The organism is Arthrobacter sp. efr-133-TYG-104, from assembly GCF_030208915.1.
In the GTDB taxonomy this organism is placed as follows: Bacteria; Actinomycetota; Actinomycetes; order Actinomycetales; family Micrococcaceae; genus Arthrobacter.
On sequence record NZ_JARVTA010000011.1, the window covers coordinates 139277 to 160957 of the forward strand.

Here is a 21681-nt window from a genome sequence, read left to right on the forward strand (position 1 = left end):
TCTTTCTTCTAGCCTGTCTAGCTATATCCATGTGCGGGCACGTTCGGCAGAACCGAGGAAGGCTCAGAGTGAACGCGACAGAGATGGTTGTCCTCCTTGATGATCAAGGCGCGCCGATCGGAGAAAGCCCTAAAGCCTCAGTCCACACACGGCAAACCCCGCTTCACCTCGCCTTCTCCTGCTATTTGCTGAACGAGTCGGGGGAAATCCTGCTGACCCGCCGCTCTCCGGAGAAAAGGACATGGCCGGGCGTGTGGACCAACAGTTTCTGCGGCCACCCCGCACCCGGGGAGGAGTCGGAGGAAGCCCTACTGCGCCGGGCGCGGTTCGAACTCGGGGTGGACGCCACGAGGATCCGGCTCGTCCTGCCGCACTTCCGATACCGAGCGGTTGACCCCACAGGAATGGTCGAGAACGAAATCTGCCCCGTCTACGTGGCACGAGTGGCAGGAAGCATCGTCCCGAACCCCGCAGAGGTCGCCGACTGGGCGTGGGTGACCCCGGCCCTGCTCGAGGACGCTCTCGAGCACACCTCCCGCGCCTTCAGTCCATGGCTGAGCATGCAGTTCCCCCTGCTGTTCGAAGCCGGGGCCTTCCAACCCGGGCCCCCGGCATGACCATCACCTCCGGCGCGCTCCGCACCCGCACGGAGCTCTGCACCGCCGTCGAAAGTGAACTCAACACGCAGATCGACAGGAAAGCAGGCGCCGCCGCGGCCTATGGTCCGGACTTTGCCCGGCTGTGGACACTCGCCGGCAAGAACGTCCTTGGGGGTAAGTTCGTCCGGCCCCTGCTCTTGATGGAAACCTACGACGCACTCCAACAGGGAGCCTCGCAGCCCGGGTTGGTGGCCCGACGCGAAACCGCCATCACCATTGCGGGGGCGATCGAACTCCTCCACTATGCGTTCTTGCTGCATGATGACGTGATCGACGGCGATTTGGTCCGCCGCGGTCACCCGAACCTGATCGGTTCCCTCCTGGATGAAGCCGGTGAACTGCCACGTCCCGACGGCGCGCTGCATTGGGCTCAAACCGGCGGGATCCTGATGGGTGACCTGCTGCTCTCCGGAACTCACCAAACCTTCGCGCGGGCAGAACTCCCGCACGAGCTCCGGTTGAGGCTCCTTGACCTGTTGGAGCACACCATTGATGAGACGGTCGCCGGTGAGCAACTGGATGTGGGACTGGGCGATGGCATAGTGGCACCTGAGCTTGGGACCACCCTGATGATGTGCGGCTACAAAACAGCCACGTACACGTTCGAATTGCCGTTGCGTGCCGCAGCCGCCCTGGCAGGCGCCAGCGCCGCCGTCGAGAATTCGCTGGCACGTGCCGGCAGGCATTTGGGCCTCGCCTTCCAGCTCCAGGACGACCTTCTGTCGACTTTCGGGGACCCGGGGCAGCACGGGAAGGACCCTTTCTCGGACCTTCGGGAAGGTAAGGAGACGGCCATCATCGCCCACGCCCGGATGACCAATGCCTGGCAGGACATCGAACCCTTCTTTGGCCGCCCCGAGCTGCACGCCACGGAGGCGGAGCACGTACGGAGGAGGCTGGCGGATTGCGGAGCGCAACAGTTCGTCCAAGCGCTTATCGATGAGCAGATGATGGCCGTCACGCACCTGCTCACCAGCTTTGCCTCGCCCATCCCCCCTGCTGCGCGCAATGTCCTCGTGGAGCTCGCCGCACAGCTGGAAGGACGGCAGTCATGATCGTGGCCACCAACAGTTCCTTCACGCAGTTCACCCGCACCGCTGAACGCGCCGCGAACCAGGTGATCTCGGAGTATTCCACCTCGTTTGGTCTGGCCTGCAAGTTGCTGGGGCCACGGCACCGCCAGCACGTCCGCAACATCTACGCCTTGGTTCGGGTCGCGGATGAATTGGTGGACGGCGTCACCGCTGAAGCCGGCCTGGACTACCAAGAGCAATGCGACGCACTGGCCCATTTCATCGACGAGACCCACCGCGCCGTGAAGATCGGCTACAGCAGCGACCTCATCATCCACGCGTTCGCCCAGACTGCGCGCGCAGCCGGCATCGACGGGTCCCTCATCGACCCCTTCTTCGACTCCATGCGCATCGACCTAGGCGAGCGCGACCCCGTCCCGGCTACCTCCCTGCGTTTCGACGCCGATGCGCACCGCGGCTACGTGCACGGTTCCGCAGAGGTGGTCGGGTTGATGTGCCTCCGGGTCTTCATGCGGGGCCAGGACATCGACGAGGACGTGTCGGCAGCCCTGCAGCACGGTGCAAGCCAGCTGGGCGCCGCCTTCCAAAACATCAATTTCCTCCGCGATTTGGCGGACGACACCGCCCGGCTGGGACGGAGCTACCTTTGCACCGCGGACCACCTTGATGACAAGGACCGGATGGAGTGGGTGGGTACCATTCGTGCGCAACTCGCCGATGCCGCGGTCGTTATTCCGCTCCTGCCCCATGATGCCCGGGCCGCCGTTCGGAGCGCGCTTGCCCTGTTCTCGGCGCTGACGGACAGGATTGAGCAGACCAGCGTTGACGAACTGTACCGCTCGCGGGTCCGCGTACCGGATGCCGTCAAAGCAGGGCTCACCGCACGCGCAATTGCGTCGACGTGGATGGAGCTGCACCGATGACCCGGACCGTAGTGATCGGCGGTGGCATCGCTGGGCTTGCCACCGCCGCCCTCCTCGCCCACGAAGGACACGAGGTACAGCTCCTCGAGCAGCGCGATCACGTTGGTGGCCGTGCCGGCAGCTTGGAGCGGGACGGTTTTCGCTGGGACACCGGCCCGTCCTGGTACCTGATGCCTGGAGTGTTCGACCATTTTTTCGAACTCCTCGGCACCAGCACCGCTGAGCAGTTGGATCTGCGCACGCTCGATCCCGCGTATCGGGTCTTCAGCGAACCGCTCGACGCCGGCGCGGGGCCGGACCCGTTGACCGTCCCCTTGGGGAGCGCACAGGTTTTGGAGACGTTTGAAAGGGTTGAGCCTGGCAGTGCCAGGGTGCTCGCCCAGTATCTTGCGTCCGCGCGGCACACGACCGACATGGCTGAGCGCTTCTTCCTCTACAACCCCTTCACCAAGCTTCGGGAACTGCTGCATCCTGAGGTGGTACGCAACCTGCCCAAGCTCGCACACCTTCTCACCACACCCTTGGACAAATTTGTCGCGGAGCGTTTCAGGCATCCCGTCCTGCGGCAGGTCCTCGGGTACCCCGCGGTGTTCCTGGGCACCAGCCCCTCGGCCGCGCCCGCGATGTACCACCTGATGAGTGCGCTGGACTTGGATGATGGTGTCCAGTATCCAATGGGTGGATTCTGGGCGCTCGTGGGACGACTCGAGGCGCTGGCAGTAGAGGCGGGCGTCAGGATCCATACCGGCGCGGAAGCACTCAAGATCACCACCCGCGAGGCAACCAGGACCAAGAAGCTTGGCCGGCTTGATGGCCTGAAGCTACCGGCCGGCCTTCCTGCTAGGGACAGCCGGGAAGTTACCGGCGTGAATTGGCGGGACCACAACGGAGCCGAGCATTACAGCGTTGCCGACCTCGTGGTCTCCGGAGCGGACCTGCACCACACCGAGACCCAATTGCTGGGGGTGCAGGATCGGAGCTACAACAGTTCATGGTGGGAACGGCGCACCAGCGGCCCCGGAGCGGTCTTGGTCATGCTGGGCGTCAAGGGGAAGCTTCCTGAACTGCCGCATCACTCCTTGTTTTTCACCCGCGATTGGGAAGCCAACTTCGCCTCGATCTTCGGAGCGCACACCCGCATTCCCGATCCCGCGTCAATCTACGTCTGCAAACCGAGCGCGACGGACCCCGGAGTTGCCCCGGCAGGCCACGAGAACCTCTTCGTCCTGGTCCCCATACCAGCGGACCCCGCCCTCGGTGCCGGTGGTCCCGATGGAACGGGCGATGCATTGATAGAGCAGACCGCCGACGCCGCCATCGACCAGATTGCCGCTTGGGCCAACATCCCGGACCTCCACGAACGCATCGTAACCCGGCACACCGTAGGTCCCGCCGACTTCGCCCTGGACTTCAACTCCTGGCGCGGCGGCATGCTGGGCCCTGCCCATACGTTGCGGCAAAGCGCCATGTTCAGGGCGCAGAATGCCTCCAAGCGGGTCCGCGGACTTTACTACGCGGGCGCCACAACGGCGCCCGGCGTAGGCGTGCCCATGTGCCTGATCAGCGCGGAACTGGTCCTGAAGCGCATACGCGGGGATCACAGCCCCGGCCGTACCACTGCACGGCGCGTAGCTAGCAGGATCAGCTGATGGGATCCCTCTACCTGGTCTCTTTAATACTGGGCATCATGTGCATGCTGCTGCTGGATCACCGCTTCCGACTGTTTTTCTGGCACAGCGCGAAAGCAGCCGCGATGGTGACCGCCGTCGGGGTCCTGTTCCTGCTCGCTTGGGACGCTGCTGGAATCGGGCTGGGCATCTTCCTGCGTGGAGAAGGCACCGTGGCCACCGGCCTTCTGCTCGCACCGGAGCTGCCCATCGAAGAACCTGTGTTCCTGCTCTTCCTGGTGCTGTGCACCATGGTTATTTACACCGGCACCCGGAAACTGCTGGACCGGGCGCCCACCAGCAACGCTGACAGTTCCGGAGCCCGCTCACGGGTCAGGGACAATGCCGAAGCCAGGGAGAACGCGTGACGTACCTCTGGCTCGCACTGGCCTTCATCTCGGCAGCAGTTATTGCCGGTGTGATCTTTGCCCGCCTGGGCGGGGCCAAGGGCGAAGGGCGGCAGCACTGGCGAGCTGTTGGCCTCGCGTTCGCGGCCTTGGCGGTGCTGACGGCGGTGTTCGATTCGGCCATGATCGGGATGGGACTGTTCCACTACGACGCCTCGCACATTCTCGGCGCCAAAGTGGGCCTCGCGCCGATCGAGGACTTCTCGTACCCGTTGGCGGGCGTTGTGGCGCTCCCCGGGCTGTGGATGTGGCTGACGCGCAAACGGGAAGGGGGACACTGGCAAAGCCGCAAAGGCCTGCTCTCCCAAGCGCTGCTGGCGTCCCGGCCGGTCAGTTGGATCAACACCGCCTATCCCTTCGCCGCTGCGATGCTACTCACCACTCGCGAGGTCACCTGGGTGCTGGTCCTGGGCACTTTCTACTTCCTCATCCCGTACAACCTGGCGATGTACGGGATCAATGACGTCTTTGACTATGAATCGGACCTCAAGAATCCGCGCAAGGGCGGAATTGAAGGGGCCCTTCTGCAACCCCGGCTGCACCGGCCCATGCTCTGGCTCGCCGCCGCCACCAATGTTCCGTTCCTGATGGTGCTGGCGTTTGTGGGAGGTCCCGCAGCCTTGCTGAGCCTGGCCGTCAGTGCATTCGCCGTGGTGGCCTACTCCGTGGCCGGCCTCCGCTTCAAGGAACGCCCGGTCTTGGACTCGCTGACGTCCAGTACGCACTTTGTCAGTCCCGCCGTCGTCGGGTTGACGTTGGCCGGCGCAGTGGTCACTCCCGGACTCCTCGCCTTGCTGGTTGGGTTCTTCCTGTGGGGCATGGCTGCACACGCTTTCGGCGCGGTTCAAGACATCGAACCCGACCGGCAGGCCGGGATAGGTTCCATCGCAACCGTGATCGGCGCCCGCCGGACGGTGAGGCTCGCCGTCGTGCTCTGGCTTATCGCCGGACTGGCCATGCTGGCAACGCCGTGGCCTGGGCCTCTCGGGGCGATCATCGCCGTGCCCTACATCGTCAATTGCGCGCCTTGGTGGAACGTCACGGATACGACGGCGGGAGGCACCAATGCGGCGTGGCGCCGGTTCATCTGGCTCAACTACGGTTCAGGATTCCTGGTGACGCTGATTTTCATCCTGCAGTGGAGCCAGGCCTCATGACGGGGTAGGTTCCTCATCGATGGTGTCCAATGCCTCGCGCATGTGCTGCAGGAAATCCACCACCACCCGGGACTCATCAGGGCTCAACGCACAGGCGGCGTCCAACATGCGCCGGTGCATCCCCCCGAGGGTGTGCCGCACTTCCTGGTCCGAGTCCGGCGTGGCCCGCAGGATCAGTGCGCGGCGGTCAGTCGGGTGGGGTTCGCGCCGAACATGGCCGGACTCCACCAAACGGTCTATCAAAGTGGTCATGGAGGCGGACGTTATGCCAAGCCGGTCGCCCAGATCCTTCGGCTTCATGACTTTGCCGGCGGCTTCGGCTTCGAAGAGGTACCGCAGGGCCAAGAGGTCCTTCTCGCCCATTCCCATGGACGATCGGGTCCTTCGGCGCATTGCTTGCTCGGAGACACGGTAATCCCTGAGGGCATTGAGGACGTCAACGGCAATGGCTCTTTGCCCTGGATCCTTACCGTACCAATAGCCCTTAGCGTGACCGTCCGAGTCCATCCATGGTTCCTTCGATAAGCGTAAAGCTTGTTTCACTAGCAAAACGATACTAAGTCACGCCGCTGCGAATGCAGAGCTCGAACGCGTGTAAAAGAAAAGTGAATGCACGCGCCCGGGGTTACCGGGCGCGTGCCTGCGGATCAACGCGCGGTAGTGGTCCCCGTCCGGTCAGCCGTGGTGCGGCGGCTAAGGATGAGCCCGAGAGCCAGCATTCCCACACCCAGCAGGAAATGCAACCAATTGTCCGCAGAGTTCACGGGAACAAAGTTGGCAGCCGAATCATGGTTGATCAACAAGCCGTAGATCCACAAAACCAAGTAGATGACCCCGCCTCCCACAAGGAAGTTCCGGGATTGTCCGGGTGTACCTGCCATCATCAGTCCGGCAATGCCGAAGAGGAGGTGCACGATGTTGTGCAGGATGGAAACTTGGAAGATTCCCAGAAGCAGCGCCCCCGAATCATGTCCGGCAAAGGACATGGATCCGAAATCGGCGGTGATGCCGGGAATGAAGCCCAAGACACCGACGAGCAGGAATACGGCACCCACGATTTGGGCTGCACGTTGGATGGTGGTGCGGTTTCGAACGGGGCTATTAGTGGATGTCATGGTTCTCCTCAGTGGGCAACGGCTCGAAATCCTGAAAGGCCGGGACCGGAATAATAGGTCTCGACTCCTCGGAAAATATCATAAGGATACTTACGATTGGAAGGCCTGATTCCGACTTGTAACCCGGGCGACATCATTGACATGACGTAAGTCACATTATGTATGCTGGTTTCAAGTCACGCAGTCGGCTTCCTTCGCACTATTTCGGGAGGTCCAGATGACCCCCAGCATCCCTAAAGCGGAAAACCTCCTGGCCCACGGAGTCACGCCGTCCGCAGCCACCGTTGCTCGACGCAGAGCAGCAGGACACCACAAAGCGGCCCACAAACCGGATGCTTTACTGGGCGCCATCGCCGTTCGAGAGCTATTTCATCGCTGGCCCCTGGTTCCGTCGCGCGAACTTGAACGCATACGCCACGTCCTGATTCATTGCGACCAGCTGGGCTCGCCGGACACCCATCACTTGTCCGAGCCGGCCCAAGCGCTCCTGCAACTTATCAACGACGAACTGGACCGCCGTCGTCAGCCGGACGAAAGCTGCCCAACTGACCAAGCGGAGCCTGTTGATTCAGCGCAGCCGGCCGATTCGGCGCAGCCGGCAGCCTGAACGCGGTAGGCAGCGCATGAAAAAGCCCCGCCCAATGCGCAGTACGCATCAGGCGGGGCCGGGACTTTCCCGCGCGGGCCTAAGGAATGGCCGCCACGACGTCGATCTCCACCAGGAAGTCGCCAAGGAAAGAACCAACGGTGGTGCGCGCCGGGTAGGGGGCAACGACGTACTTTTCATAGATGGTGTTGAAGCCGTCGAAGTCTCGCCCCGGATGGTGCAAATGCACTGTCGCTTTCACTACGTGGGAAAAGTCGAGACCATGAGCCCGAAGGACCTCCCCCAAGTTCTTCATGGCCTGGATGGTTTGCTCTTCGATGGTGATGCCTACGCGCTCGTCCGTGATGGGATCGTGCGGCGTCTGCCCGGCGGTGTAAAGGAAACCATTGGCCACAATGGCTTGTGAGTAGGGGCCTGCGGGGCCGGGCGCGAGGTCGGTGATGACTTGCTGACGGGACATTGGCTGCCTTTCGGGTTTTCGTACGGAGTTTTAGTTGTTCTAGTAGTTCTGTGCGTAGTTTTCAGAGGACTTTGGAAAGGAAGGCCTTGGTGCGTTCCTGCTGCGGGTTGTCCAGGACTTCCTCCGGCGGACCGCTTTCCACCACCACTCCGCCATCCATGAAAATCACCTGATCAGCCACTTGCCGGGCGAATCCAAGTTCGTGCGTGACCACCACCATGGTCATTCCGGCCTCGGCCAGCGCCTTCATGACGTCCAGCACTTCGCCCACCAATTCCGGGTCCAAGGCAGAAGTGGGCTCATCAAAGAGCATCAGCTGGGGCTTCATGGCCAGTGCCCGGGCAATCGCGATGCGCTGCTGCTGCCCGCCGGAGAGCTCCTGCGGGTAGGAGCTCCCACGGTCGCCCAGCCCAACACGGTCCAGTAAGGCCTGCGCCTCCACTACCACCTCTTTGCGCGGGCGGCCCAGCACATGGACCGGAGCCTCGATGATGTTCTCCAGTACCGTCATATGCGGGAAGAGGTTGAAGCGTTGGAACACCATGCCGGCGTTCAGCCGCGAGCGCGCCGTCTGGCGTTCCTTCATCTCGTACAGCTTGCCGTTGCGTTCGGCGTAGCCAACCAGGTGTTCATTGACGTACAGGCGTCCGGCGTCGACTTTCTCAAGGTGGTTAATACAGCGGAGGAAGGTGGTCTTGCCTGATCCGGAAGGTCCGATCAGGCACGTCACCGAACCCTTTTCCACCCTCAGGTCGATGCCTTTCAGGATTTCGATAACACCGAAGTTCTTCCGGACTCCCCGGGCTTCCACCATGGCGGTAGTCATTATGCTGTCCTTGTCTTAGGCTTGCGGCTGCGTCGCGGCGCGGAGTCGAAGCCACGGCCGTACCGGCGTTCAAGTTTGTTTTGGAAGAAGCTCAGGACGGTGGTCATGAGCAGGTACCAGAGGCTGGCAACGATGAGCAGCGGAATGGTCTGGTAGTTGTTTGCGTAGATGATCTGCGCCGAGTACAGCAAGTCCGAGATCGCCAGGACACTCACCAATGAGGTTCCCTTCAGCATCGAAATGACCTGGTTCCCGGTGGGCGGCAAGACAACCCGCATGGCTTGGGGCAGGATCACCCTGTTCATGAGCTTGCCGCCGCTCATTCCGAGGGCTCGGGCGGCGTCGTACTGCCCCTTGTCCACGGAACCGATGCCACCACGGATGATTTCAGCCATGTACGCAGCTTCGTTCAGGCTCAGGCCCAAGAGGGCGGCCCCCAAGGGAGTGATCAAGACGTTCGCGGATCCCAGGATCATGGACGGGCCGCCGAAGGGGAGGCCGAAGGCGATCACCGGGTAAAGCGCGGCGATGTTGTACCAAAAAATCAGCTGGACCAGCAACGGTGTGCCGCGGAAGAACCAGATGTAGCCGCGGCTGATGGTGCTCAGGATCGGGTTGGCTGAGAGCCTCATGATGGCCAGCACCGTACCGAGGGCAATGCCTACGCTCATGGACACCACCGTCAGCACGATTGTCAGTCCCGCTCCGGCAAGGATCTGTGGCGCGAACAGATAGGACAGGACAACGTCCCAGTGATAGCGCTGGTTGACGGCTACATCCCAGGCCGCGCTGAGAGCCACCACAATGAGCACCACCGCAAGGACCAGGCGGACCGGGTGCCTCAGGGGCACCACGGGGATGGAATCCTCGGCGACCGCGTCGGCCGAGGCGCGGCTGGTAAGAGTCTGGGTCTCAAATGCCTTGGCATCAGGGACAGGAGGTTGGTTTTGCATGGTCGTCACCCTTTTAGTGGTCGCGTGCATTACTGGGCGAAGTTAACGCGGGCATCGGTGATGGCGCTCTTCTCAAGGCCGTATTTCGTAAGAACCTTGGTGTACGCGTCACTCTTGATCACCGCGGACAATGCAGCGGAGACGGATTTCAGCAAGCCGGACTCCTTGGGCACACCCACACTTACAGGTGCGAACTCGTACGTTGCGGCCACCTCGATCTGCTGGTTCTGGGTGGCCGCGAAGTTGAGGATGGGCGAATCGGCCAGCACGGTGTCCAGCCGGCCACTGGTCAGGGCGGAGATGGCTTGGCGGGTGTCCTGGAATTCGTTGCGCTGGATGGTTTCCTTGCCGGCCGCGGTGCATTCCTTGTCGTAGTCGGGCACGTTCACGGTCAGCTGGTAGGAGCCGGTCAGGAGACCAACTTTCTTGCCGCACAGCGCGTGCTCGTCCTTGATACCGGCCGGGTTGCCCTTGGGAACGGCAATCGCATTGCCGATCTGCATGTAATCAACAAAGTCCAGGACCTCCATGCGCTTGGTGGTGGGGGTCATCGAGGACACGGTCATGTCATAACGGTTTGCTGCCAGGCCGGGAATGATGGAGTCGAAGTTGGTCACCTGGATGTCCACTTTGACACCCAAGGCCTCACCGATGAGGCGCGCCACGTCCGGGTTGGTTCCTGTCATTTCCTGCGTGCCTTCGCGGTAGAACTGCGTGGGCGGCTCATTGGTGGGGATCGCTACCCGCAGCACCTTGGAAGACTTGATCGACGCCGGAAGAAGATCGGCGGCGGCCTGGTTCACGGCCAACGTTGGCACGCTGGTGTCCGAGGCGGAGCCTGTGGAGGGGTTCGACGCCGATGCGCTGCCGGCCGGGCTGCACGCCGTCGCGGACAAAAGCAGGGCCGCGGAGGCAACGACTGCCGGCAACGCGAACCGAGCCCGCCGGGCTAATGGGGGAATGTTCATCAGGGGGTCCTCATTTCTGCAAGGCCCAAGTGGGCCTCGGGGATTACGTGGGTTTCAGTGCTTTTGAAGGCGTCATTGCGGTGCCGGATCAAATCCCGGCCTTCAGAGCGAAGTTCCTCGATGGTGGTCACTCCGAGGAGCATCATGGTGCGCGTGATTTCGGCATGGAACATTTTCAGGACGTGCGCAACACCGGCCTGCCCGGCAGCGGCAAGGCCATAGAGATATGGCCGGCCAATGGAGCACGCATCCGCGCCCAAAGCCAGCGCCTTCACGACGTCGGAGCCCCGGCGGATGCCGCCGTCGACAATGATCTCCAGCTGCCCCGCGGTCCGATGGGCAATGTCTTGGAGGACATCCAGCGGTGCGGCCATATGGTCAAGCTGCCGTCCGCCATGGTTGCTGACCTGGAGGGCATCGATCCCCAAGGAGGCAGCCAACGCGGCGTCGTTCGGGTTCACCACGCCCTTGAGGACGATCGGACCGTTCCAGCGCTCACGCAGGTCCCGGATGTCATCCCAGTCGGTGGGTTCATATGAGCCCGCAAGCAGCGTCCGCCACATATCCGGCGAGCTGGCGAGCGGACCTACCGGCACCTCTGCGTCCAGGTTTGGAAAGGCGATTGCGTCGTTTGCGATGAACCCGAGGGCCCAAGAGGGGTGCAGGATTCCTTCAACAACCGTCTTGGGCTTGATGGACGGCGGCGCGGTGAATCCATTGCGGTAATCGCGCTCCCGGTGCCCGATGGCCCGGCAATCCACGTTCACCATCAGTGCCTCGTACCCGGCTTTGGACACCCGGTCCAGTACGGCCTGCAGCAGCCCCTTGTCCGAGGTGGGTTCCAGGTTGAACCACCTGCGAAGCCCCGGCGCCGCTGCGCTGACGTCCTCCATGGTGGTGGTGCTCAGGTGGGCCAGGCCATACGGAACCCCCGCGGCGAGCGCAGCACGGGCGACGGCGGACTCACCATCGGGGTGGAACAGCCGTGTGCCGCCTGTGGGCGAGAGAGTCACCGGCATGGCCGAGGGGCCGCCGAGGATGGTGGTGCTGAGGTCGAGGTTGTCCACGGAGCCCCACTTGGGCAGGAAGGACCAGTCGTTGTAGGAGGAGCGGTTGCGGCGGAGGGAAACCTCGTCCTCGCCGCCGCCTTCGATGTATTCGAAGATGCTCTTAGGCAGGCGCTTGACGGCAAGCTTTCGCACGTCTTCCACGCTGTAGCAGCTCCTGGACAAGCGCTCCTCGACCGAGCGGGCCGGGCCCTGCACCGAGGCAAGCGCCTTGATGTCTTTGAGTTTCATAGTGAGTCCTTTGGGTTCCGGTGTGTTCCGGTTTGTTCCGGCTGGAGGTACGTCGTCCAGCGCCTTTCCCAATGGTGACCCAAATCTCCCCGACTCTATATGTGAATACCTCTACAACATCCGCCTGTGGCTTGTGATAACTTCCATAGATGGAGCCAGAATCACCGTCAGAGATCATGCCGCGGCCCGCCGAACCGGGGATGCAGCAATCCGTGGTGAGGCTCTCCGATTGCATCCAACTCATGCAGGCAGACCTCGTGCACGCCAACCCGACGCCGGAGAACCTCGGACACCCGGTTTCCGATGTCCTGATGTACGACCCCCTGGACAACTGGTCCAGTGTGGATGACCGGATCATCCTCGCCGTCGGATGCAGTTACGGATCCCCGGATTTCGATCAACTCCTCCACAGGGCCGCAAACAGCAACGCCGCTGCCGTGGTGGTCAAAGCCCACGGCGCATTGATGGAGCAACTGCGCGCGGCCGCCGTCCGTCACAGCCTGGCGGTCCTGGTGGCACCCGACGCGGCCGACTGGACGCGATTGGTGGCCCTCGCGCGGGCCTCCGTGATGGGTGCTGCAGCTGATTCCGTCTCTGGAGTCCGGCTTGGGGACCTGTACGCCTTCGCCAACGCCGCCGCCTCCATCACCAACGGCGCAGCGAGCATCGTGGACCCGGTCGGCCGCATTCTTGGCTACTCAACGTTGCCCGGGCAGCCGATTGACGAACTCCGCAGAATCACCACCCTCACGTTGCAGGAAACCACCCAGCCGGCCTTCGACAACGACTTCAAGGCCGTTTATGCCGCCCCTGGGGCGGTAATGGTGCCGGCGCTCGACGACGGAATGGCGCGGCTCGCGCTGGCTGTCCGGGCCGGCGGTGAGTTGTTGGGCTCGATTTGGATCATCGACCCGGGAGAAGAGCGGCGAGAAGCTTCACTGGTAGCGCTGGACAGGATGGCACCGTTGGCCGGGCTGCACATGCTCCACGCCCGCTCTGCGTCCGACTTCGGGGAAAGGCGCAACGCCGACCTCATCCGAACGCTCATGGATGATGCACCCCACGCTTCCTTTGCAGCGGCGCAGCTGGGTTTGGATGCGGCCAATGGGCTGGCGGTTGCTGCCTTCTCCATCGCCCGCCCGGAAACCGGGAGCCTGGAGTCCGTGCGGGACCTGCACCGCCTGCTGCACCTGGTCACCACGGTATGTAACGTGCAATTCAGCACCAGCCACAGTGCGCTCCTTGGCTCGGTGGTTTACGCGCTCTTGCCAAGCCAGGGCAGCTCCCCGCGGGCTGTCCACGCCCGGATCATCCAGGAAATCGAAGCGTATTCGCACACCATCAGCTCATTTCCACTGATCGCATCCGTAGGCGGGATCGCCGCGAGGGTAGAGGACCTCCCCCGCTCCAGGTCAGAGGCGGTGCACACCATGAACCACCTGCTCAGCCAGCGGGCCCGGGGCATTGCCGGCCCAAGGGTTGCCTTGTTCGAGGACTTCCAAATTCCCTTGAACCTCCTGAAAATAGGGAAGTTCATCGAAGACAACGGGCTTGCCGGCGCGGACGAAATCGCACGGATCCAAGCCCGGGACGCAGAGCAGCAGACAGACTACCTGGACACCTTAAGGGCGTATCTGGCCACTAACGGCAACATCTCCGCCATGGCCGCGCAACTCCATGTCCACAACAACACGGTCCGCTACCGCGTTGGTCGCTTGGCTGAGGACTTCACCATTGACCTCAATGATCCCCAAAAACGGCTGTGGCTATGGTTGCGCCTCACCACCACGGACCTCGCTGCGCAATGAGACTGCTCTACCCCGGCGCACCGCTACCGCGGGCGACTACCGCACGCTGCCGACTAACGCATGCTGCCGACTAACGCACTATGGGCAGTCCCGCCGTCGGGAAAACGCTGGGAAAGATCGACGGCGGTGGAACCGGTACGTCGTCCACGGGCACGGTGACGGCGTCCACGCCAACAGTGATGTGCTGGTCGCGCACATTCACGGGGAGTGGTTCGGCGCTGTAGTCCGGGTCGGAAAATAGCTTGAGCACCATGGAACCCGGGACCAACTCTACGGTCAGCAGGCGGCCCTGGACTTTGAGGCTGAAGGACAACCCCTCCCATTCTGCGGGCAGGCGGGGGTCGAAACGCAGGACGTCGCCCTGGTCTCGCATGCCTGCGAATCCGCAGACCAAGGAGCTCCAGATACCACCTGTGGAGGCGATGTGGACGCCGTCGATGGTGTTGCCGTGGGAGTTGTCGAGGTCGATGAAGAGCGCGTCTGTGAAGTGCTGCAACGCCACATCGTTGTAGCCCACTTCCGCCGCCATGATGCCCTGCACGCATGCGGACAACGTGGAGTCGCCGGTGGTGATGGGATCGTAGAAGTCGAAGGCGCGCTGCTTTTCCTCCGCGGTGAAGTCCTGCCATTGAAGGAACATGGCGAGCACCGTGTCGGCCTGCTTGAGGACTTGGTGCCGGTAAATCACCAGCGGGTGGAAGTTCAGCAGCAACGGGTACTTGGACTTCGGGGTGTTCCAGTCCCACGGTTCCAAGGTCATGAAATCGTTGTCCTGGCTGAAGACCTCAACATGGGGATCGTAGGGCAAGGTCATCCGCTCAGCGGCCTGCCGCCACACCATCCGCTCTGTCTCGGCGATGCCCTCGTTCTCCAGGGCCGCAGCGGTCCGCAAATTAAAGCGCGCCATGACGTTGGTGTAGAGGTTGTCGTTGACAACAGCGGTGTATTCATCGGGGCCCGTGACACCGTGGATGTGGAACATCCCGTCCTTGCCGAAGAAGCCCAGCGAAGCCCACATCCGGGCCGTTTCAATCAACAACTCGGCGCCCAAGTCAGGGCCGAACGTGTCATCGCCGCTGGCCCATTGGTACCTGTTGGCCGCGAAGGCAATAGCAGCGGCAATGTGGAACTGGGCGGTTCCTGCAGCGTAATAGGCGCTGGCCTCAAGCCCGTTGATGGTCCGCCACGGGAAAAGCGCCCCGTCCACACTGAGTTCCTTGGCGCGAATCCTGGCATCGGGCAGCATCGCGTGCCGTGATTCGAGGACCTTCCGTGCACCCAAGGGGTTGGTATAGGTCAGGTAGGGCAGGAGGTAGACCTCTTGGTCCCAGAAATAATGACCCTCGTACCCCGATCCGCTCACTCCCTTGGCCGGAATGCCAGCTACGCCGGCACGCGCCGTGGCTTGGGCGAGCTGGAATAATGCCCAGCGGACAGCCTGCTGAAGCTCCGGCTGACCCCCGATGGAAACGTCCGCCGTGGTCCAGTATTCGTCGTAGTGCGCCGTGCTCTGGGCGAGGATCTCAGACAACGGTACGAGGTTGGCTTCCGCCTCCGCGGCAAGTGCCTCGCCAACATCCTCCGCGTCGCTCGATGATCCCGCCACTACATAGCTGACAGTCTTTTCCATACGGAACTGTTCGCCGCCATGGATAGCCAGAACGTAACGGACGGATGAGTCGTCCTCCCCTACCGCCGTCTCAAACGGTTGCACTTCTGCCGAGATCCAGTGATCCACGGCTATGGCCACTCGTTGGCGTGACTCCGCCGTTTCCCACGCCAGACGCAGGGAACCATCGACGCCGTTCAGGTACAAGGGAAGCAACACGCGGCCCGCGTGCCGGCCGGAGCGGCGGGGATCGTGGACCGAGTGGTCCTCCACGGGCTGGTCCTGCCGGTTCACGACGCCGGAGGTGATGTCCGCGGACACGTCCCGGTCAGCGCTGATGGACAGTTCCAGGCCGAGGCACCCGCGGGAATCGAACCCTACCGCGCGGCGCTCCGCCGTGGTGACGGTAGCGCCCGAGCGGCACGCCCACGTGGTGCTTACCTCGTACACGCCTGTGGAAAAGTCCACGCTCCGGCGGTAGTCCACCACTGTGGATTCCGCCAGGCTGAGAACCTCGCCGTCGATCGAAACCGTGAAGTTGTTCGCGTCCGGCACATACACGATCCGCTGTCCGGTACGGGCGAACCCATAGGCGTTCTCGGCGTGCTTGATATCCCAAATCTCATGGAATCCGTTGATGAAGGTACCCGGGAGCTCCCCGTCGCCTGCCGCGGCATGGGCGCCGCGAATGCCAAGGTGGCCATTGCCAAGGGCGAACAGGGTCTCAAGCGTTCCTTCGTCACCGGGGACGTGGACGCTCTCAACGAGCTTCCAGGGCTCGCACGGAAAACGCATGCGATCAGAGGTAATGAGTGCCATGGGCGGGTGGATCCTTCGAAAAAAGTAGGTTTAGAGAAGATCGCTGAGGTCCTCGACCACCAAAGTGGCACCAGCCTCAAGCAGTGTCTGGCGGCCCGCCCCCCGGTCGACGCCGATCACTGCGAAAAAGTCAGCCGCCGCACCGGCCTGAACGCCGGACACCGCGTCTTCGACCACTACGCATTCCTCCACCGGAACGCCCAACAGACCCGCGCCGTAAACATACGTGGCCGGGTCCGGCTTGCCGGGAAGCCCGACGGCGGCAGCCACCTGTCCGTCCACCACCACCTCGAAGTGGTGGTCCAGTCCTGCGGCCCTCAGGACCGCTGGCGCGTTCCGGGATGAGGAGACAACAGCCACTTTCAACCCCAGTTCGACGGCGGCGTTGATGAACTTGACGGATCCGGGGTACGGTTCCACGCCTCGGGAGTCCACAATCCCGCTGAAAATGGCATTCTTTCGATTGCCCAAACCCTGCACGGTCTCATGGTCCGGATGGTCGTTGACCGGACCTTCGGGCAAGGTGATTGCCCGGGATGCGAGGAAGTCCCGGACGCCGTCGAAACGCGGCTTGCCATCGATGTGATCGAAGTAGTCACTTTCGCGGTATCCCTGCGGATGTCCTGCATCAGCCAAATACCCGTCGAACAGCTCTTTCCATGCCTGCTCATGAACAACCGCGGTGGGTGTGAGCACGCCGTCGAGGTCGAACAACAACGCCTTGGCGCCCGTCCAGGCGTTACGGTGATCGGTCATGTGTGGTTCCGTTCCGCGCCTAAGGCGCGTGTGATGGTTTCAGGCAACAGCCCAAAGTGTAAGCGCTTACAATTTCGTTCCACAAGGGCGCTGAAGAATGCGCTGGTGAGACGGCTCTTCGCGGGTTCAGATTCGCTGGTTGAGGGCGTAATACTTCAAGAACGCGCTGACATCCACCAACTCGGCTTGCTCAATGCGATGTCCCATTCCGGGATACGTGCGGGCTGTGAGCGCCGTGTTCGCGTTCAGCCACTCCTTGGTGTGGGCAATGGCGTCTTGGTTAATCACTGGATCGGCCTTATCCCTCCCCCAGAAAAACGGAGGCGGCGTATCGAAGGATTCACTGAGGCCCAAGAGATCATTGTCCATGACGAACCCTGACAATCCTACCGTGGCCGCGAACTCCTTGGGTCGCAGTCGCAGCAGTGTGCTGGCCATGGCCATTCCTTGGGAGTAGCCCAACAGGCACACGCTGCTGTGGTCCCCTTTGGCGGAGTTGATCCAGTCGAAAACCCTGTTGGTGGACGTGATGACGTCCGCGAAATCGTTGGTCAGGAAGTAATCCAGCAGGAACCAACCGTGGCCGTCCCCGATAATTTTCGGGCCCCGTAACGCCGCGCAGGTGAACTCACCCGGCAGGTGCGGGAAAAGGTTCGCCATCCGCTGCTCACTGGTGCCGTAACCGTGCAACATCACCAGCAACGGCGTGCCGGGACGCTCGCTTTCGGGCTTCGACCACACCACTGAATCCATGGAAAGAGACTAGTAGACTGACGCCATGACACCGCAGGAACTGGCCAATCTGGCCCATCTGCGTCGCGCACGCGATTTCATTGATCGCGAATACGCCCGGCCGCTGGACGTGCCCACCATGGCCGCCGGCGCGCTGATGTCCCCCGCGCATTTCTCGCGCCAGTTCAAGGCAGCCTACGGGGAATCTCCCTACAACTACCTGATGACGCGTCGGATCGAGCGGGCCATGGCGCTCCTGCGCGCAGGGATTAGCGTCACCGACGCATGCATGGAGGTCGGCTGTACTTCCCTTGGCTCATTCAGCACCCGCTTCACGGAAATCGTAGGCATCACCCCCAGCGACTACCGGGGTCGCGAGCACCATGCGGCCAAGGCCATGCCCAGTTGCATCGCGAAGCAGCACACCAGGCCGGACAGGCACGGCCGTCGTCGAGCAGCAGCGCAAGAGCCGGAAAACCTGAGCAGGATTGAAGAAGCGCCCACGTCAAAGCTGCAATAGCGTGTGAAACATGAACATTTCATTGAAGTACACACACGTAACAGTCAACGACGTCGACCAGGCACTCCCCTTCTATCGGGACGCCCTAGGCCTTGAGGTCCGTAACGACGTCGGCTCTGACGGGCAGCGTTGGGTCACGCTGGGCAGTTCCGCCCAACCCGAACTGGAAATTGTCCTTTCCCCGCCGCACGCCGGCCGCTCGCAGGCCGACGGCGACGCCATCCAGGAATTGGTGACCAAGGGCGTCATGCCCATGCTTGTCTTCAACTCCGATGACCTGGACGCCACGTTCGAGTCTTTGCGCGCCTCCGGCGCCGAGGTCCTCCAGGAACCGATCGACCAGCCGTGGGGTCCTCGTGACTGTGCTTTCCGCGACCCCTCCGGCAACATGATCCGTATCAACCAAGGCTAGTTGCCGCCGTCGTACGGTGCCGTTGGCTTAGCGGCTCAGCAAGCCGGCGTCAGTCCGATCGCCGTAATGGTGGGTGGACGCAATGGCAGCGGAGACGACGTCCGGCAGCCGCAGGCGCCGCCTGTATGCCTGCCGCTGGAGCCTCTCCCCTGTACCGCGGCGGAGGATGCTGGCAACGCCGCGGCGCGCCAGCGCCAGGTCGCCGGCCTCCACCAGGGCATGGCGGATGTGCCGGAGTAACGCTCCGGCCACATCCGCTGCCGGGAACGGTTTCTCCTCCGCGGGGTGCCATAGTTGCTCGTTGATGCCGAAGCGGCTGGATTTCCAGTTGGCCATGCGAAGCACCGCCGTCTTAGTGCTCGACGGCGGCTCCCCCCGACGCCATGCGGCCGCCGATGTTTCCACCAAGGCGCGTGCCATGACCGCCAAGGTCAGGGCATCCTCGGGAACCAGGCAGACGTCGGTGATCCGCAGCTCAACAGTGGGCTGGCCCCTGGAGAGGCGGGCATCGAAATAGATCATTCCCTCGTCCATGGGGACGCCCGTGCCCAGAAGTTCGGTCAGCACGGCCCGGTATGCCTCGGCTGATCCGAACACATCCATGGGTCCAGCAGTGGGCCACCGGTTCCAGATCTGGGTTCGGTAGCTGTCGAAGCCGGTGTCAACGCCCATCCAAAAGGGGGAATTGGCACTTAACGCCAGGAGTACCGGGAGCCAGTGGCGCATGCGATCCAGCACCCCCACGGCTTCCTCGGATGACTCCACGGACACGTGAATGTGGAAACCGCACGTCAACTGCTCCCGGGCGATCAGACCGAAGGCGGTACCCATGGTGGCATACCGTTCGTTCCCCGCCGTGGGCGTCGCGTGGAAAACAGGGGGAGTGGCCAGCGCAGCTACCCGGGCACCCAGCTCGCTTGCGGCCTCATCGGCCAAGGCACGGCCGGCGCAGATTTCCGTCCACAACTGCGCCGCCGTGCTGCACGGGCGGGAGTTGACCTCGATTTGTTCCTGCTTGAACTCTGACTTCAGCGAAGGTCCGGCGTCCGGATCCGCCTCAGCCAGGGCCGCGATGTCCAGCATGCTGCCGGCCAAGGCCAGCGGCGTACCCGCGAGGGGATCTGCGATCAGCAGTTCCTCTTCCACCCCGAACGTCCGCATAGCCGCCCCTCCCGACGATGATCAAATTGAGACGGTGGTCAACCGACGGGACGGGGAACCTCCATCTGGAATCCGCAACGGCAGTGGAGCACCTGGGTCTGCAGATACACCTCCAGAAGGCTCGGATTGTCCGGATCATCAGTGTTGCGGGGCGCCGCGATGATCTGTTCCGCCGGGCGCCCCAAAGTCATGGGCTCGCCGCAATGAGTGCAGCTGAACCACAGTCCGGCGGCGGAGGTGGAGAGGAAATCCCGCTGAATCTCAGGGACTAGCTGCTCCAAACGGACTGCGTGGGCATAAAACGTGTCACATTCGCTGCAGGTGTAACTCACTTCAACCACATGGGACCGGTTCGGTTCGGCTTCGACCACCGTTTCCACAAATATGTATGAGTCAGTGTCGCAGACCGTGCACCATGGCGGCGCAGCAGTCTCAGCCGTTGCGGAGGCCGTGCGGCGTGCGGTTTTCAAGCGGCTCTCAGGCTTTGGGGCGGGAAGTGCGGATCCAAGCGTCATTGCCATTCTCCTTTGCTCCTGCTGGAGTCCTACAAGGATGCACGCTGGGGGCCGGCCGATAGTGACCACGGCGCTTAGGTGCAGTTCTTGGACCATCTGAGGATGGCACCACGTCATGAGGCTCCAAGGGCTATCTGCTTAACCCACCTAAAATGTAGTGCAAAAGTGGCGGCCGTCACAAGTGAGAGGCCGTGCATGGCTCCGTTACGGCTCAAAGTGCGCCACTGGAGCGCGGTTGGAAACGGACTTGATCAAAGACTCAGCGACATCCCGGAGCTTCAGGTTGCGGGTGCTCGATGCTTTCTTGAGGATCTGGAACGCCTCCTCCTGGGTACACCGATTCTGGCCCATGATGATGCCGCTCGCGAGGTCGATGGCAGTCCGGGACTGCATGGCCTCTTTGAGGTCTTCCGCGTGCTGCTGCTTCACGCCGATCCGGACGGCCAACCTCAGGGAACGCTCCGCCTGGGAGGCATAAGCTTCGCAGTTTCGGATGGTTTGCTCGTCGTACACATTGGCTTGCGGCGCAAAGAAGTTCAGCGCCGCTGTGGCACCTTCATCAAGTTCCAACGGAACACAGAGGGCAGCCATGTGGCCCCGCTCTGCGATGACACCACAGTACTCCGGCCACCTCTCCTCCTTGGACGTATCCGGAACGTGGACGGTGGCATGGTGGCGCATCGCTTCCAGGCACGGACCATCGCCGTACTCTTGCTGAACTTGGTCAATCAGCCGCGCCTCATGGGTACTGCCGGCCACCGTTGCGGTGCGCCGACGGCGACTCAACGTGATGCCACAAAGAACATCCATGCCCACGGCCTCGGACACTGCCGCCGCTGAGAATGCAGCAAGCTCATGGAGGAAGCCACCCACGTCATCGCTGTCAATGACCAGGTCCTGCAGCTGTTCAGGGACCGAAATGTCATCGGACGCGGAAACATCTTCAGGCACCGCAAAATCAACGCTCATCTCGTCCATGCCTTAGTCTACTTTTTGCCGGGACCTAAGTGTCGAGTCTTTTTCGGCCGATAGCAAATCCCCTGTTGCCTCACGTCAATAGGTCCGGGAAGCGTGGTTCGTTGCCTCATGTGAAAAGGCCCGTTTCGGGGCCTTGTTGAACCAGGCGTTGGTTTTGTAGTCCCTTGCTGGTGCTTTGGCTTTGGCCTGGGCTTCCAGTTCACCGGTCAGGGCGAGGATTTGCCGGGACAGGGCTGCGGGTCTGAGCCGTTTAAGTTGGGCGTTCATGCCGATGACTGCCCGTTTTCGGACCTCGGG

23 protein-coding genes and 1 pseudogene are annotated in these 21681 nt (G+C 62.4%); 10 read left to right on the forward strand and 14 right to left on the reverse strand.

Annotated elements, in window-relative coordinates; all coding sequences use genetic code 11:
• Positions 1-68: 68 nt before the first annotated feature.
• From idi to QRN04_RS10090, 6 genes are read left to right on the forward strand one after another with little or no spacing between them, the layout of a single operon-like run.
• The gene (gene idi, locus QRN04_RS10065) at positions 69-617 is read left to right on the forward strand and encodes an isopentenyl-diphosphate Delta-isomerase (protein WP_284975875.1); all 549 of its coding nucleotides are present in this window, start codon (positions 69-71) and stop codon (positions 615-617) included.
• Positions 614-1714, forward strand: coding sequence for a polyprenyl synthetase family protein (locus tag QRN04_RS10070; RefSeq protein ID WP_284975876.1), 1101 nt, complete (start codon positions 614-616; stop codon positions 1712-1714). The genes idi and QRN04_RS10070 overlap by 4 nt, the downstream gene beginning before the upstream one ends.
• Positions 1711-2616, forward strand: coding sequence for a phytoene/squalene synthase family protein (locus tag QRN04_RS10075; protein WP_284975877.1), 906 nt, complete (start codon positions 1711-1713; stop codon positions 2614-2616). Before QRN04_RS10070 ends, QRN04_RS10075 begins: the two co-directional genes overlap by 4 nt.
• Complete coding sequence (gene crtI / locus QRN04_RS10080) at positions 2613-4265, forward strand: phytoene desaturase family protein (RefSeq protein ID WP_284975878.1); 1653 nt, start codon at positions 2613-2615, stop codon at positions 4263-4265. Before QRN04_RS10075 ends, crtI begins: the two co-directional genes overlap by 4 nt.
• On the forward strand, positions 4265-4651 hold the full coding sequence (locus QRN04_RS10085; RefSeq protein ID WP_284975879.1) for a lycopene cyclase domain-containing protein: 387 nt from the start codon (positions 4265-4267) through the stop codon (positions 4649-4651). Before crtI ends, QRN04_RS10085 begins: the two co-directional genes overlap by 1 nt.
• A complete protein-coding gene (locus QRN04_RS10090) occupies positions 4648-5847 on the forward strand; it encodes a prenyltransferase (protein ID WP_284975880.1) in 1200 nt (399 codons plus the stop codon). The genes QRN04_RS10085 and QRN04_RS10090 overlap by 4 nt, the downstream gene beginning before the upstream one ends.
• On the opposite strand, the gene QRN04_RS10095 is transcribed toward QRN04_RS10090, so the two are convergent.
• Both QRN04_RS10095 and QRN04_RS10100 read right to left on the reverse strand, forming a co-directional pair.
• Entirely contained in the window at positions 5842-6354 is a 513-nt protein-coding gene (locus tag QRN04_RS10095; protein WP_284975881.1) for a MarR family winged helix-turn-helix transcriptional regulator, read from the reverse strand. The two genes, QRN04_RS10090 and QRN04_RS10095, sit on opposite strands and share 6 nt — an antisense overlap.
• Before the next feature lie 140 nt (positions 6355-6494).
• A complete protein-coding gene (locus QRN04_RS10100; protein ID WP_284975882.1) occupies positions 6495-6962 on the reverse strand; it encodes a DUF4383 domain-containing protein in 468 nt (155 codons plus the stop codon).
• 217 nt (positions 6963-7179) lie between these two features.
• Here QRN04_RS10100 and QRN04_RS10105 point away from each other — a divergent pair, with 217 nt between their 5' ends.
• Complete coding sequence (locus QRN04_RS10105) at positions 7180-7569, forward strand: hypothetical protein (protein WP_284975883.1); 390 nt, start codon at positions 7180-7182, stop codon at positions 7567-7569.
• A gap of 79 nt (positions 7570-7648) precedes the next feature.
• Here the strand turns inward: QRN04_RS10105 and QRN04_RS10110 are convergent, their stop codons facing one another.
• The 5 genes from QRN04_RS10110 to QRN04_RS10130 form a co-directional block, all read right to left on the reverse strand.
• Positions 7649-8029: a RidA family protein gene (locus QRN04_RS10110; protein ID WP_284975884.1), complete on the reverse strand. Its 381-nt coding sequence runs from the start codon at positions 8027-8029 to the stop codon at positions 7649-7651.
• A 61-nt stretch (positions 8030-8090) separates the two neighbouring features.
• Positions 8091-8855 (reverse strand): amino acid ABC transporter ATP-binding protein, encoded by a 765-nt coding sequence (locus QRN04_RS10115; RefSeq protein ID WP_284975885.1) that lies wholly within the window; start codon positions 8853-8855, stop codon positions 8091-8093.
• Positions 8855-9808, reverse strand: coding sequence for an amino acid ABC transporter permease (locus tag QRN04_RS10120; RefSeq protein WP_284975886.1), 954 nt, complete (start codon positions 9806-9808; stop codon positions 8855-8857). Before QRN04_RS10120 ends, QRN04_RS10115 begins: the two co-directional genes overlap by 1 nt.
• A 29-nt stretch (positions 9809-9837) precedes the next feature.
• On the reverse strand, positions 9838-10776 hold the full coding sequence (locus QRN04_RS10125; RefSeq protein WP_284975887.1) for an ABC transporter substrate-binding protein: 939 nt from the start codon (positions 10774-10776) through the stop codon (positions 9838-9840).
• A complete protein-coding gene (locus tag QRN04_RS10130; RefSeq protein ID WP_284975888.1) occupies positions 10776-12074 on the reverse strand; it encodes an alpha-hydroxy acid oxidase in 1299 nt (432 codons plus the stop codon). The genes QRN04_RS10125 and QRN04_RS10130 overlap by 1 nt, the downstream gene beginning before the upstream one ends.
• A 149-nt stretch (positions 12075-12223) precedes the next feature.
• Here QRN04_RS10130 and QRN04_RS10135 point away from each other — a divergent pair, with 149 nt between their 5' ends.
• Positions 12224-13882, forward strand: a complete 1659-nt coding sequence (locus tag QRN04_RS10135; protein WP_284975889.1) for a PucR family transcriptional regulator — start codon at positions 12224-12226, stop codon at positions 13880-13882.
• A gap of 70 nt (positions 13883-13952) precedes the next feature.
• On the opposite strand, the gene QRN04_RS10140 is transcribed toward QRN04_RS10135, so the two are convergent.
• The 3 genes from QRN04_RS10140 to QRN04_RS10150 form a co-directional block, all read right to left on the reverse strand.
• The gene (locus tag QRN04_RS10140) at positions 13953-16310 is read right to left on the reverse strand and encodes a glycoside hydrolase family 65 protein (protein WP_284975890.1); all 2358 of its coding nucleotides are present in this window, start codon (positions 16308-16310) and stop codon (positions 13953-13955) included.
• A 30-nt stretch (positions 16311-16340) separates the two neighbouring features.
• Positions 16341-17066: an HAD family hydrolase gene (locus tag QRN04_RS10145; protein ID WP_284975891.1), complete on the reverse strand. Its 726-nt coding sequence runs from the start codon at positions 17064-17066 to the stop codon at positions 16341-16343.
• A 126-nt stretch (positions 17067-17192) separates the two neighbouring features.
• A complete protein-coding gene (locus QRN04_RS10150) occupies positions 17193-17819 on the reverse strand; it encodes an alpha/beta hydrolase (RefSeq protein WP_284975892.1) in 627 nt (208 codons plus the stop codon).
• 25 nt (positions 17820-17844) lie between these two features.
• Here QRN04_RS10150 and QRN04_RS10155 point away from each other — a divergent pair, with 25 nt between their 5' ends.
• Together QRN04_RS10155 and QRN04_RS10160 are read left to right on the forward strand one after the other, a co-directional pair.
• Positions 17845-18318: a helix-turn-helix transcriptional regulator gene (locus QRN04_RS10155; protein WP_284975893.1), complete on the forward strand. Its 474-nt coding sequence runs from the start codon at positions 17845-17847 to the stop codon at positions 18316-18318.
• A gap of 10 nt (positions 18319-18328) precedes the next feature.
• Positions 18329-18730 carry a VOC family protein gene (locus QRN04_RS10160; protein WP_284975894.1) on the forward strand — a complete coding sequence of 134 codons (402 nt, stop codon included), beginning with the start codon at positions 18329-18331 and terminating at the stop codon, positions 18728-18730.
• 27 nt (positions 18731-18757) lie between these two features.
• Here QRN04_RS10160 and QRN04_RS10165 read toward each other — a convergent pair whose 3' ends face one another.
• From QRN04_RS10165 to QRN04_RS10180, 4 genes and pseudogenes are all read right to left on the reverse strand, one after another.
• Positions 18758-19891, reverse strand: a complete 1134-nt coding sequence (locus QRN04_RS10165) for a glutamate--cysteine ligase 2 (protein WP_284975895.1) — start codon at positions 19889-19891, stop codon at positions 18758-18760.
• A gap of 38 nt (positions 19892-19929) precedes the next feature.
• Positions 19930-20406, reverse strand: coding sequence for a hypothetical protein (locus QRN04_RS10170; protein WP_284975896.1), 477 nt, complete (start codon positions 20404-20406; stop codon positions 19930-19932).
• A gap of 204 nt (positions 20407-20610) precedes the next feature.
• Positions 20611-21384: a GAF and ANTAR domain-containing protein gene (locus QRN04_RS10175; protein WP_284975897.1), complete on the reverse strand. Its 774-nt coding sequence runs from the start codon at positions 21382-21384 to the stop codon at positions 20611-20613.
• Positions 21385-21459: 75 nt separating this feature from the next.
• Positions 21460-21681 (reverse strand): annotated as a pseudogene (locus QRN04_RS10180) (integrase); the annotation flags it as partial.